10 protein-coding genes are annotated in these 13,832 nt (G+C 26.2%); 9 read left to right on the forward strand and 1 reads right to left on the reverse strand.

The window, feature by feature from the left end; translation table 11 throughout:
* Positions 1-82: 82 nt before the first annotated feature.
* The 6 genes from CLOACE_RS07655 (at position 83) to CLOACE_RS07680 (ending at position 8,315) form a co-directional block, all read left to right on the forward strand.
* Positions 83-2,368, forward strand: a complete 2,286-nt coding sequence (locus CLOACE_RS07655) for a U32 family peptidase (protein ID WP_070110516.1) — start codon at positions 83-85, stop codon at positions 2,366-2,368.
* 1 nt (position 2,369) lies between these two features.
* A complete protein-coding gene (locus CLOACE_RS07660; protein ID WP_070110517.1) occupies positions 2,370-4,727 on the forward strand; it encodes an endonuclease MutS2 in 2,358 nt (785 codons plus the stop codon).
* 11 nt (positions 4,728-4,738) lie between these two features.
* Positions 4,739-5,197 (forward strand): 2-thiouracil desulfurase family protein, encoded by a 459-nt coding sequence (locus CLOACE_RS07665; protein ID WP_070110518.1) that lies wholly within the window; start codon positions 4,739-4,741, stop codon positions 5,195-5,197.
* Positions 5,198-5,276: 79 nt separating this feature from the next.
* Positions 5,277-6,290, forward strand: coding sequence for an alpha-hydroxy-acid oxidizing protein (locus CLOACE_RS07670; RefSeq protein WP_070110519.1), 1,014 nt, complete (start codon positions 5,277-5,279; stop codon positions 6,288-6,290).
* Positions 6,291-6,438: 148 nt separating this feature from the next.
* Positions 6,439-7,341, forward strand: a complete 903-nt coding sequence (locus CLOACE_RS07675) for a bifunctional enoyl-CoA hydratase/phosphate acetyltransferase (RefSeq protein ID WP_070110520.1) — start codon at positions 6,439-6,441, stop codon at positions 7,339-7,341.
* A 146-nt stretch (positions 7,342-7,487) separates the two neighbouring features.
* Positions 7,488-8,315 (forward strand): hypothetical protein, encoded by an 828-nt coding sequence (locus CLOACE_RS07680; RefSeq protein ID WP_084027586.1) that lies wholly within the window; start codon positions 7,488-7,490, stop codon positions 8,313-8,315.
* 35 nt (positions 8,316-8,350) lie between these two features.
* On the opposite strand, the gene CLOACE_RS07685 is transcribed toward CLOACE_RS07680, so the two are convergent.
* Entirely contained in the window at positions 8,351-9,841 is a 1,491-nt protein-coding gene (locus tag CLOACE_RS07685) for an aminotransferase class I/II-fold pyridoxal phosphate-dependent enzyme (RefSeq protein WP_070110522.1), read from the reverse strand.
* 313 nt (positions 9,842-10,154) lie between these two features.
* Between CLOACE_RS07685 and CLOACE_RS07690 the strand changes: the two genes are divergently transcribed.
* From CLOACE_RS07690 to CLOACE_RS07700, 3 genes are all read left to right on the forward strand, one after another.
* Positions 10,155-10,736, forward strand: coding sequence for a 50S ribosomal protein L25 (locus CLOACE_RS07690; protein WP_070110523.1), 582 nt, complete (start codon positions 10,155-10,157; stop codon positions 10,734-10,736).
* Positions 10,737-10,898: 162 nt separating this feature from the next.
* Positions 10,899-12,641 carry a phospho-sugar mutase gene (locus CLOACE_RS07695; RefSeq protein ID WP_070110524.1) on the forward strand — a complete coding sequence of 581 codons (1,743 nt, stop codon included), beginning with the start codon at positions 10,899-10,901 and terminating at the stop codon, positions 12,639-12,641.
* A gap of 84 nt (positions 12,642-12,725) precedes the next feature.
* Positions 12,726-13,805, forward strand: coding sequence for a tetratricopeptide repeat protein (locus tag CLOACE_RS07700; protein WP_341465054.1), 1,080 nt, complete (start codon positions 12,726-12,728; stop codon positions 13,803-13,805).
* Positions 13,806-13,832: the final 27 nt, after the last annotated feature.

A 13,832-nucleotide genomic window follows, 5' to 3' on the forward strand; every position in this document is an offset into this window, starting at 1 on the left:
TGACTAATTATCTGATAGGATTATTAATCAAATAAAGAATAATATTTTAAATTAGATTAGTAATGTTCGTTAGAAAATAAAGATGTTTTCTATCAAATGTTACAACTATATTATACGAGGAGGAAGTAATTTTTCAGCTAGAGCATATGCTTCTAATTTTGATGAAGAAAATATAATTAAAGCAGTAGATTACTGTCATATGTATGGCGTTAAAGTATATGTTACAGTTAATACCTTAATAAAAGAAAAAGAAATAAAAGGTATTTTAGTATATATAAATTTTTTATATAAGATAGGTGTAGATGCACTAATTGTACAGGATTTAGGATTAGTGTTTTTATTGAAGAATTATTTTCCGGATTTTGAAATACATGCTTCTACTCAAATGACAATACATAATGGTGAAGGAGCTAAATTTTTCAACAATACTGGTTTTAAAAGAATAGTACTTTCAAGGGAATTAAGTTTAAGAGAAATAGAATATATATCTAAGGATTTAAATATAGAAACAGAGATTTTTGTACATGGAGCACTTTGTATATGCTATTCTGGGCAATGCTTAATGAGTAGTTTAATAGGAGGAAGAAGTGGCAATAGAGGAAGATGTGCACAACCTTGCAGATTGCCTTATACATTAGTTAATAAATACAAAGAAGAATTTAAAGGATATATACTTAGTCCTAAAGATATTTGTATTTTAGAAAACATAAAAGACATAGTAGCTACAGGAACAGTATCTTTAAAAATAGAAGGAAGAATGAAAAGACCAGAATATGTAGCAGGAGTAGTGTCTATATATAGAAAAGCATTAGAAAATAAAATTATAGAAAATAAAGATTTAAAAATACTTATGCAGTTATTTAATAGAGAAGGTTTTTCTAAAGCATATTTATATAAAAATGCAGGAAAAGACATGATGGCATATAAATTTCCTAAAAATACAGGTATAGAGATTGGAAAAGTAAATAAAGATTTAATGATAGTTCTTAAAGAAAATTTAAGTGTAAAAGACGGATTAAGTAATAGAAAAAGTGGTTTTACAGTTTCTAATATAATTAAAAATGGAAATCAAGTTAAAGATGCAACTATAGGAGAAAAAGTTATAATTAAACCAGTAAATTATAAGCCAGGAGAAATATTATATAAAACATCGGATAGTAGACTTTTAGATGACTTACAAAATATATATATAAATCCTTATGACAAAAAGATTAATATAGATTTATTTGTTAAATTTAAAAAAGGTAAAAATTTAGAATTAGAAACTTACTATGATAATAAAAAATTTATTAAAATAGGAAAAATAGTTGAGAAGGCTATAAATAAACCTTTAGATAAAAACAAATTAATAGAAAATTTAAGTAAAAGCGGGGATACTTCCTTTAAATTTAATAAAATACACTTTGTTGAATTTAATCATGGATTTTTACCTATATCCCATATAAATCAAATTAGAAGAGAGTTAATAGATGATATAAAAGAACACATAATTAAAAAATATAAAAGAAAAAGCAATTTTAAAGAATTGAGAATTCAATCTAATAATAATAAAAATTTTAATTTAGATGAGATAATAAATAATAGTTTTATATGTGTATGTAATAAAGAGCAGTTAAGAGCTGCAGAAGATACAAAAATAAAAAACATAGTAGTGGATATGTTTTTCAAAAATAGTGATATAGATGAAAGTATTTTAAAAGGTAGAAATTTATATTTAAAAATACCTAATATAATAAAAGAAGAATTTAGCCAAGTAGAAGATTTTATTTATTCTAACATTAATAATATTGAAGGCATTGTTACAGCAAATGTTGGTATAATAAATAAATTTTCAGATAAAGTTAAAATAATAAGTGATTATAAAATAAATACTTTTAATAGTTATGCTTTAGAATTTTGGCAGAAAACCTTAAAAAATCAATGTGTAAGTGTAGAATTAAACAAAAAGGAATTAGAACAAATTTCTTCAAATAGTAATATATCATTTCAATATTTTGTTTACGGAAAAATTGAAATGATGGTAAGTGAGTATTGTCCTATAGGAAGTATTTTAGGCGGCAAATCTGGAAAAAGTAATTGTAATAATAAATGTATAAATGAAGAATTTTATATAAAGGATAGAATAGGCGAAGAATTTTTAATAAATACAGATAAATTTTGTCGCTGTCATATATATAATTCAGTTCCAGTAAATCTTATTTCAGATATGAAGTATATGAAAAATATAAATATAAATTCTTTTAGATTAGATTTTATAGATGAAAATTATGATGATGTTATTAAAATATTAAAATGCTTTAAAAAAGCAAATTGGAATGGAGATTTTAAAAACTATACTAGAGGTCATTATAAAAGAGGTGTTGAATAAAATGAATAAAAAATCTCTCAATACTTTAGAATTTTATAAGATTAAGGATATATTAAAAGGTTATTGTAAAACTAAAGCTGGTAAAGATATAGTGGGAAATTTAGAACCTTATGAAAATGTATATGAAGTAAAAAAACATTTAAAAGAAACAAAAGAAGCTTTAGAGTTAATAACAAGAAAAGGTAATCCTCCTTTTGAAGGAGTATATGATGTAAGGGAGGCTGTAAGTAGAGCATCTAAAGGTTCTATATTATTGCCAATACAACTTTTAAGAATAGCAGGTATACTTAAATCAGCTAGAAAATTTAAAGAATATATTGATAGAAAAGATGATGAAGAAAATTTTGAAATTATAGAAGATATATGTTATGGATTAATTTCTATAAAGCCTCTAGAAGATAGAATATTTATGTGTATTGTAAGTGAAAATGAAATATCGGATAATGCAAGCAGTACTCTTTATAATATAAGAAGAAGTTTAAAAGAAAAAACTTCTTCCATTAAAGATAAGGTAAACTCTCTCATGAGAACTTATTCTTCTTATCTTCAAGAAATTATATATACTATTAGAGGCGAAAGATATGTACTTCCTGTAAAATCAGAACATAAATCTATGGTACCTGGATTAGTACATGACCAAAGTGCTACTGGTGCAACTTTATTTATAGAGCCTATGGGATTAGTAAATTTAAATAATGAAATAAAAGAGCTTATGCTTAAAGAAAAAGCAGAAATAGAAAGAATTCTTTATGAATTATCATCAAGAGTATATGATAATGTATCAGCTATTAAGAACAATTGTGACATAATGTGGGAGTTGGATTTTATTTTTGCAAAAGCTAAATTTGCTAGCAGTTTAAATGGAGTATGTCCTTTAATTAATGAACATGGAATTATAGATATTATAGAAGCAAGACATCCTCTTATAGATGCTACTAAGGTAGTTCCTACAACTGTTTATTTGGGAAAAGATTTTAAATCTCTTATTATTACAGGACCAAATACCGGTGGTAAAACGGTAACATTAAAAACAGTAGGACTTTTACATGCAATGGCTATGAGTGGACTTATGATTCCTGCAAAAGAAAATTCTACTGTAGGGTTTTTCAAAGAAATTTTTGCTGATATAGGCGATGAACAAAGCATAGAGCAGAATTTATCTACTTTTTCATCTCATATGACTAATATAGTTAACATAATAGATAAAGCTGATGAAGAATCTTTAATATTATTTGATGAGTTAGGTGCAGGAACAGATCCTACAGAAGGTGCTGCCCTTGCTATAGCTATACTTGAAAATTTAAAAAAAAGAGGAAGTAAAATAATAGCAACAACTCATTATAGTGAGTTAAAAGGATATGCTTTAAGAACTAAATCTGTAGAAAATGCATCTGTAGAGTTTGATGTAGAAACTTTAAAACCTACTTATAGATTGTTAATAGGAATACCAGGAAAATCTAATGCTTTTGAAATTTCTAAAAGGTTAGGTCTTCCAAGTTATGTAATAGAAGAAGCTAAAAAAAGTATATCCAGTGATAGTTTAAAATTTGAGGATTTAATTCAAAATCTTCAAGAAAAAAGTATAAAAGCTGCTAATGATGCTAGAATATCAGAAGTTTTAAAAAGTGAAGCAGAAGAAATAAAAGATAAATATGAAAAAAAATTATCTTCATTAAATAATATAAAAGAAAAAGCTATGGCTGAGGCTAAAAGAGAAGCTAGGAGTATAATTAGAGAGGCTAAAGATGAAGCAGATAAAATAATAAAAAGTATACGTGAATTAGAGATAAAAGGATATAATTCTAAAACAAGACAAGAAATAGAACAATATAGAAAAAAATTAAAAGATAAATTAGAAGGATTAGAAGAAACAATAAGTTTTAGCCAAAATGACAATGGAAAAATGCTAAAATATGTAAACGAAGGCGATGAAGTTTTTGTTCCATCTTTAAATCAAAAAGTAATTGTAATATCTAAACCAGATAGTAAAGGTGAAGTTCAAGTTCAAGCAGGAATAATGAAAATAAATTTAAATATTAAAGATTTAAGACAAGCAAAACATACAAAAGAAGATAAAAGGATAAAAAAGAGAGAGGCAAAATTAAATTTTAAAAAAGTGGATATATCTTTAGATTTAAGAGGCATGGATGCTGAAGAATCAATATATGCATTAGATAAATACTTAGATGAAGCTTATATGGCTAAATTAGAAGAAGTTACAATTATTCATGGAAAAGGAACAGGAGTGCTTAGAAAAGCAGTAAATGAAAGACTAAAAAATCATCCTCAAGTAAAAAATTATAGATTAGGAGAATATGGTGAAGGCGGAACTGGTGTTACTATAGTTCGTATAAAATAAGGAGAGTTAATATGATATTAGTAAGTGCATGTTTATGTGGAATAAATTGCAAATATAATGGAAAGAATAATTTGAATAAAAAAATATTAAAACTATTAAATGAGGGAAAAGTTTTAATGATTTGTCCGGAACAAATTGGTGGATTACAAACTCCTAGAGAACCTTGTGAAATAGTGGGGGGAACTGGTGCAGATGTACTGAAAGGGAAATCTAAAGTTTTAAGTAAATCAGGAAAAGATTGTACAAAAGAGTTTATAAAAGGAGCTTATGAATCATTAAAAGTAGCTAAAAAATGTAATATTAAAAAGGCAATATTAAAGTCTAAAAGTCCTTCTTGTGGATATGGAAGTATATACAATGGAAATTTTAATGGGACTAATATAAATGGAAATGGTGTAACAGCAGAGTTATTGTCAATTAATGGTATTTTAGTGTATAATGAAGAAAATTTTTATGAAAATCACTATTAAAATAAGTTGGAAAAATTCAGAAAATGATATATAATTACCTTAAATAATATTTTTTTAGTGATAGGGAGGCAGAAAAAATATGGATTATAAGGAATTATTAAAAAATGCTAGGCAAAATCTAAATGGAAGTTGCAGAGTTTGTTCTGTCTGTGACGGCAGAACATGTGCTGGTGAAGTTCCTGGAATGGGAGGAAAGGACACAGGAAGTGCCTTTACTGAAAATGTAGAAGCATTAAAAGAGTACAAATTAAATATGAGAGTTATACACGATGCTAAGAATCCAGACACATCTATAGATATTTTCGGAAAAAAATTAGATATACCAGTGTTCGCTGCACCAGTTTCAGGAACAACTTTAAATATGGGTGGAAAGTTTACAGAAGAAGAATATATATCTTGGGTTATTGGAGGATGTCTTGATGCTGGAATATATCCTATGGTAGGAGATACTGCAGTAGATTCATTCCTTATAACTAATTTAGAACAGTTAAAAAAATTTAATGGAGAAGGAATAGCTATAATAAAACCATGGGAAAATAAAAACGTTATAAATAAGATAAAACTTGCAGAAGAAGCAGGAGCTTTTGCTGTGGGAATGGATATAGATGCAGCAGGTCTTATAACATTAGCTTTACATGGAAAACCTGTAGGACCAAAAACTGTGGATGAAATAAAAGAAATAGTGGATAGTACAAATCTTCCATTTATATTAAAAGGAATTATGACTGCAGATGAAGCTGAACTTGCTGTAAAAGCAGGAGTAGACGCTATAGTAGTTTCTAATCATGGAGGAAGAGTCTTAGATCAAACTCCAGGAGTTGCAGATGTACTTCCAGAAGTTGCAGAAGCAGTTAAAGGAAAAGTAAAAATTTTAGCAGATGGTGGCGTTAGAAATGGTGTGGATGTGCTTAAAATGTTAGCATTAGGTGCTGATGCAGTACTTATAGGAAGACCTTTTGTAACAGCTTCTTTTGGTGGACAAACAGAAGGAGTTAAGACATACATAGAAAAAGTAAAAGGAGAATTAAAATCTGCTATGATTTTAACTGGATGTAAATCAATAGAAGATATAGATGAAAGAATATTATATTAATTTAAAAACCTCGGCTTAAATAAAATGTGTCGAGGTTTTATTATATAATTGCATAAAAAAAAGCATTGTATTATACTAAGTTTAGAATATAATGGATATTTTAATAATAGTAATAATATATATTTTATAATAAAAAGGGGAGATACTTATGGTAACTAGGCTAAAAGAACTTGCTTCTATTCTAGAAAAAAAGCACAAAAAAACATTGGCTGTAGCAGTTGCACAAGATAAAGATGTGTTAAAAGCAGTTTTTAAAGCAGTAGAACTTAATATTATTGATGCTATACTGGTAGGGGACAAAGAAGAAATAATTAATATCTGTAATGAAAATGGATTAAATGAAATTAATGTAGTTATTGTGGATGAGAAAGATAAATTAAAAGCTACAGCAAAAGCAGTAGAACTTGTTTCAAAGGGAAAAGCACAATTTATAATGAAAGGCATGATTGGTACAGCTCCTTTATTAAAAGCAGTTTTAAATAAAGAAGCAGGACTTAGAGGGAACAATTTATTATCTCATGTAATGATATACGATGTTCCATCTTATCATAAATTGTTATTTTTAACCGATGGAGGAATGGTAACTTATCCTGATTTGGATGAAAAGGTTGGAATTATTAAAAATACGCTTAAAGTAACAAAAGCTTTAGGAATAGAAAAACCTAAAATTGCTCCAGTATGTGCAGTAGAAGTAGTAAATTCATCCATGCAAGATACAATAGATGCAGCTTCTTTAACGCTAATGAATAAAAGAGGACAAATTAAAGACTGCATAATAGAAGGTCCTTTAGGATTAGACAATGCTATATCTAAGGAAGCTGCAGAACATAAGGGAATAGATAGTAAAATAGCAGGAGATGTGGATGTTTTGCTAGTCCCTAATATTGTTGCAGGAAATTTTTTGGGAAAAGGTATGTCTTATTTTGCTGGTGCAGAAAATGCAGGTGTAATAATGGGAGCAAAGTGTCCTATTGTACTTGTATCTAGAGCGGATAGTGCTAAGTCTAAATTATATGCTATAGCTTTAGGTTCTATAGTTTCAGGAAGTTAAAATAAAATACAAAATAAAAAACTAGAATAATGTAAATTTCTATATTCATATTATTCTAGTTTTTTATTTTGTATCTTATTTTAACTTTAGCAGTATTTTAGTATAATAATATGTAATGGCAAACAGAAGAATTAGGAGTGATGATTTTGATAAGTACTTATGAAATACCATCTAAGGATTTGCTTAAGCACTTGAAAAACTATGCTAATAAGAAGGAAGATATTTTAGTATCGTCTAAATTAGAGTATAAAGATAAATTATATAGAGAAGTGGTGTTTAATAAAAAATCTCTTATTAATAATGAAACTAAAGGTATAATGTATATTGATGAAAATTTTACTACTGTTAAAGATGATAATTTAATAAAAGAGTTAGCTAGTTTAGCTTATTATTATGAAATATTTTATGGAAATAGGACTGAAAATAGTATTTTTAATGCTATTAACCATAGTGGTGGATTAAATAGGGAAAAGAATGATTTGAAATTAGCTGAAAAAGGTTTAGATTATATATACGATGCTGGGCTAAATGAAGCGCAATATGTAAAAGATATTATAAATAAAATTCCTAATATAAGAGATAAAAATAATTGTAAATTAATAGAATTAAAAGATATAGTAGATAAATTTAGCTTTCAAGAAGCTTTTAATAATGATATACTTAATAGCATTTATAATTATTATGAAGAAATATTAGCTTTAAATTTTGAAAATATAACTACTATAGCTTCAGGAATAGATTATTACGATAATATACAAAATGCTGCAAAGAAATCTAGAAGAGCTCTTATTTTTAAACTTAAGAGAAAAATAGTAGAACCGCTTTTTAAATTAGAATATCAAGTAAGTTATTTTAAAAAGCTAATTAATGTTTGTAGTCCTGTTATAAATATGAGTAAAGGTCAATATTTAAAATTTATAAATAATAAGCAGAAAGAAAATATAAAAAGCAGGATAGAATTATTAAGAAAATAAAATGCACTAGTCTAAAGACTAGTGCATTTTTTAAATTACTCTACATTTATATAAACTGCATCTTCCTTTTTAACAACTTTTATATACTCTACATTAGGATCTTCTGTACCTTGAACGTATAAACCAGCATCTTTAAGTTGTTTTATATAATTTACTATTTCTTTAGTTATAAGTTCTCCAGGACAAAGTACTGGAATTCCAGGAGGATAAGCCATTAAGAATTCTCCACTTATCATTCCTACACTATCTTTTAGTGAAATAGCAGTTTTTTGACTATTAAAGGCCTCTCGTGGAATTAAAATTTGTTTTGGTATAGAAGGCATATCAATAAAATCAGGTTTTTTATTACCTTTTCCGTATAAATCTTCACTTATCGCTTTTAAAGCTTTTATTAATGCATCAATATTTTCTTTTGTATCTCCAAAAGAACCTACTGCTAATACATTATATAAATCTGAAAGTTCCATTTGTATATGGTATTTTTCTGATAAAATCATATCTAATTTGTATCCAGTTATGCCTAAGTCTCTACAAGTTATAGTTATTTTTGTAGGGTCTAAGGCATATACTCCAGGATTATTTAATATTTCTTTACCGAAACAGTAAAATCCAGGGATTTTATTTATTTCTTCTCTAGCATAATTAGATAAATTTATAGCTTTATCTAAAAGCTCTTTTCCATGAAGTGCTATTTGTCTTCTGGCACAGTCTAGAGAAGCCATTAATATATATGAAGGTGATGTAGTTTGTAGTATACTTAATATTTGTTGAACCCTATTAACATCTATATATTTAGATTTAACTTGTAGTAAAGAACATTGAGTTAATGCTCCTATTATTTTATGAGTGCTTTGAGAACACATATCTGCTCCAGCTTTCATAGCAGACATAGGTAATTTATCATTAAAACCAAGATGTGGACCATGAGCTTCATCCACGATTAAAGGTATATCATAACTATGAACAATATCTGCTATTTTCTTTATATTGGTGGCTACTCCATAATAAGTAGGATTTATTATTAAAACTGCTTTAGCATCTGGATTATTTTTTAAGGTTTTTTCTACTGTTTCAGGTGTAACACCGTGAGCAATTCCAACAGTTTTATCTAATTCCGGTTGCATATAAACTGGAATAGCTCCACTTAATATTATTCCAGCAGTAACAGATTTGTGAACATTTCTAGGGACTATAATTTTATCTCCAGCATTTGCTACAGACATAATCATTGTTTGTATAGCACCTGATGTGCCATGAATTGAAAAAAAAGCAGCATCTGAGCCATAAACATCTGCAGCTAATTCTTGGGCTTTTTTAATTGGACCTGTAGGATGATGCAATGAATCTACTAATTTAAATACTGTAACATCGATTTTAAATGCATTTTCACCTATAAAATTTTTAAATTCTTTATCCATTCCTATGCCTTTTTTATGACCTGGAACATGAAAAGGAATAGTATCTCTATTTACATATTCCATTAATGCATCAAATAAAGGAGTTTCATTTTGATTTAATTTGTACACCTTGATAAAGCACCTTCTTTCAAATAAATATTCACATAAACCCTTGAAAATCAAAGGCTTTAAAGAATTGACAATGCAAAACAATATCATTATAAAGTATATGGAAACTAAATGCAATAAAAATAAATAGTTTAATTATAAAGAATAGTAAATATTATCTCTAATAATTAAAATACAGTAGTTTTTATATATTTTATGTAATTATATAAATATTTATTAAAACTAATGTATTTATTTTTGTTTTTAATTTTTCTAATAAAATATGTATATTTTATTCTTTCTATGTAAATAATACCTACCAGGAGGGATAATAATGGAAAATTTAGTATGCAATGAAAGAAAACAATCTGGTAAAAAAGTAAGAAAAAATGGAAATATACCAGGTGTTATTTATGGAAAGAATATGAATAATTTGTTATTTGAAATATCAGAAATGGAATTAAATAGAGAGATTAAAAAAAACGGAGAGCATGGTATAGTTAATATAAATTTAAATAATAAAAATTATAAAACTATTATAAAAGAGGTTCAAAGACATCCAATAACTCATGAAATAATACATTTAGATTTAGAAAATTTACATGGAAATGATAAAGTACAATTAGAAATACCTTTAGTATTTAATGGAGAGGAAAATATAATAAAAAAAGGAGCAGTTGTTCAAAAAGAAAAAGATAATATTTTAGTTAAATGTTCTGGTAATAAAATACCTAATGCTTTTTTTGTGGATGTTTCCAATTTGAAAGTAGGAGATGCATATAGAATATCAGATATAGAAGCATCAAAAGATATATTTTTTATGGAAGATATAGATACGCTAATAGCTTCAATAGTCCAAGGAAATTATAAAAAAGATACAGAAGATGAAGAAGAATCAGAAGATATAGAGGATTAATAAAAAAGGCTATCTTCTAAAAAATATTATTTAAACATATTTTTTAGAGATAGCTTTTTTTTATAAAATTTATATTTAAAATATATAATAAAATAGGTTTTGATTATGCATTTTTATAGTATAATAAGGTTATGTAAAATATTAGGATTGAGGAGGCCTAAAATGAATTATTTACAAAAATATAATTTATGGGTAGATTCAGATTTAATAGATAGTTCCACTAAAGAAGAATTAAAAAGAATAGAAGATTTAGAAGAAATAGAAGATAGGTTTTATAAAGACTTGGAATTTGGAACAGGAGGTCTTAGAGGTGTAATAGGAGCAGGTACTAATAGAATGAATATATATACTGTAGGTAAAGCCACTGAAGGATTAGCAAGATATTTATTAAATAAATATTCTGAAGAAAATGTTTCTGTTACAATAGCTTATGATTCTAGAATAATGTCTAAAGAATTTGCAGAAACTGCGGCTAAGGTATTGTGTGCTAATGGTATAAGTGTTAATTTATTTGAATCTTTAAGACCTACACCTATGCTTTCTTATGCAGTTAGGTATTTAAAGAGTAAAGCAGGAATAGTTATAACTGCTTCTCATAATCCTAAAGAATACAATGGATATAAAGTATATGGAGAAGATGGTGGACAGGTAACAGATAATGGGGCTAAGGAAATACTATCCTTTATTAAAGAAATAAAAGATTTTAGTAACATAAAAACTATGGAACTAAAAAATGCTTCAGAACTTGGATATTTAAATATTATTGGAGAAGAATTAGACAAAAGTTATATAGAAAAAGTTAAAAATTTATGCATAAGACAAGAATTTATAAAACACAATGCTAAAGATTTAAAGATTATATATACTCCTTTGCATGGTGCAGGAAATATTCCAATTAGAAGAGTTTTAAAGGAATTAGGCTATGAGAATGTTACAGTAGTAAAACAGCAGGAATTGCCTGATGGAAATTTTCCAACAACATCCTATCCTAATCCTGAAAATCCTGAAGTATTTGAAATAGCTCTTAATATGGCAAAGGATATAAAACCAGATATAATATTTGGTACGGATCCAGATTGTGATAGAATAGGTGTAGTAGTAAAAAATAAAAATGGAGAATATAAAGTTTTAACAGGTAATGAAGTAGGAGTACTTTTAACAGAATATATATTGTATTCATTGAAGGAAAAAAATTTACTTCCTAATAATGGCGTAGTAATTAAAACCATAGTTACTACAGATATTACTAAAAAAATTACAGATAACTATGCTGTAGAGCTTATGGAAGTATTAACTGGATTTAAATACATAGGAGAAAAAATAAAGGAATTTGAAAAAAAGGGAAATAAAAAGTATATATTTGGATTTGAAGAAAGCTATGGATATTTAGCAGGAGATTTTGTAAGGGATAAAGATGCTGTTATTGCTTCTGCATTGATATGTGAAATGGCATTGTATTATAAAAGCAAAGGTTTTAGTTTATATGATGCTCTTATAAATTTATATAATAAATATGGATTCCCTAGTGAAAAGTTGTTTTCCATAGAATTAAAAGGAAAAGAAGGAAGACAAAAAATAGAAAATATTCTTGATTATTTAAGACATTCCATGAGATCTACTTTAGAAGGAATTAAAATTGTAAAGAAAATAGATTATAAGCTGGGAATAGAAAAGGATATATTTAATATAAATGAAAAAAGCATAGAATTTCCTAAGTCTAATGCATTAAAATTTATATTAGAAGATAATTCTTGGTTTGTTATAAGACCATCTGGAACAGAACCTAAATTAAAAATTTATTTATCAGTTATAAGTGATAGTGAAGAAGGAACAAAATGTAAAATGGATAAATTTATAAAAAGTGTAAAGGAAGTAATTAAATCTGCGTATAACAGTTATCAATAAAAATTAACCTGTTGTGATTAATGTAGACACTAAAATCTACAAGCATAACAGGTTAATTTATTAAAAAAATTATTTTATTAGGTGGTGATATTTTTGGATATTAAATCTTATTTTAATGAAAAATTATCTAAAGTTTTATTTTTAGAATTTACTCCAGAAAGAATAAAAAAGCTATTTAATGCAAGTATAGAGGAAAAAATATATGTACCATTAAGGTCTTCAGATATGTTGAATGAAATTAAAAATAAAAATAATTTAGATGAAATACCTATAGCATATTTTATAGAAGGCATTTTTTTTGTTATAGGGGCAGATAAAAATTTTAAATATGTTGATAAATATAAAAAAATAATTCTTGCAAGAAAAGAAAATACTAAATTTATAAAAGGAAAAATATTTGAAAATATAAAAAATAAAAATTATGAAGAAGCATATATATTATTAAAAGGATTATTAAATGTAGAAAAGTCTAAAGAAAATTTTAACAAATTAATTATGCTTTGTGATAATTTAAGACAAAAAGATAGTATGTATAAAGATGAAGAAAAAGATATAATAAATTTGGGGAAAAGTATAGATAATTATGCTTTACCATATTTATATGAAGCTATATTGCAAAGGGAAGAGGGAAAGTATGAAAAGGCTTTATTTAATATAGACACATATATATTAAAAGGAGGAAAAGAAACTGCAGAAGTAATTGATATTAAGCAATCACTAGAAAGCATAGTAAGTTATGAAAAAGGGAAATCTTTAGTTAGCCATAATCCAGAAGAGGCTTTAAAAATATTAGTTCCATTGATGGATGAAATGGGAAATGATGCAAACCTAATTTATTTTATAGCAGTAGCTTATAGAAATATTGAAAATTATGAAAAAGCAATATACTATTTAAATGAGGCTTTAAGTATAGATAGTAATATTGTAGAGATTTTTAATGAATTAGGAATAAATTATGCTTCTTTAGGTGATTTTAATAATGCTATATTGTATTTTAGAAAGGTATTTGAAGTTACTAAATCTATTGAGGTATGTACAAATCTGGTAATGTGTTATTTAAATATAAATGATATTAATCAGTCTAAAATTCATTATGAAATTGCTAAAAAAATTAATCCCAAAGATGAAGTGGTTATGCAGCTAAAAGAATTTTTTGAAAAATAGATTATCTTAAGAATATATTTTAATGCA

The sequence above is a fragment of the Clostridium acetireducens DSM 10703 genome, from assembly GCF_001758365.1.
In the GTDB taxonomy this organism is placed as follows: domain Bacteria; phylum Bacillota; class Clostridia; order Clostridiales; family Clostridiaceae; genus Clostridium_C; species Clostridium_C acetireducens.

Bases quoted from the DNA above. Each gene is read 5' to 3' on its own strand.
- CLOACE_RS07655 (WP_070110516.1), top strand. From the start codon at position 83: ATGTTTTCTATCAAATGTTACAACTATATTATACGAGGAGGAAGTAAT.
- CLOACE_RS07660 (WP_070110517.1), top strand. From the start codon at position 2,370: ATGAATAAAAAATCTCTCAATACTTTAGAATTTTATAAGATTAAGGAT.
- CLOACE_RS07665 (WP_070110518.1), top strand. From the start codon at position 4,739: ATGATATTAGTAAGTGCATGTTTATGTGGAATAAATTGCAAATATAAT.
- CLOACE_RS07670 (WP_070110519.1), top strand. From the start codon at position 5,277: ATGGATTATAAGGAATTATTAAAAAATGCTAGGCAAAATCTAAATGGA.
- CLOACE_RS07675 (WP_070110520.1), top strand. From the start codon at position 6,439: ATGGTAACTAGGCTAAAAGAACTTGCTTCTATTCTAGAAAAAAAGCAC.
- CLOACE_RS07690 (WP_070110523.1), top strand. From the start codon at position 10,155: ATGGAAAATTTAGTATGCAATGAAAGAAAACAATCTGGTAAAAAAGTA.
- CLOACE_RS07695 (WP_070110524.1), top strand. From the start codon at position 10,899: ATGAATTATTTACAAAAATATAATTTATGGGTAGATTCAGATTTAATA.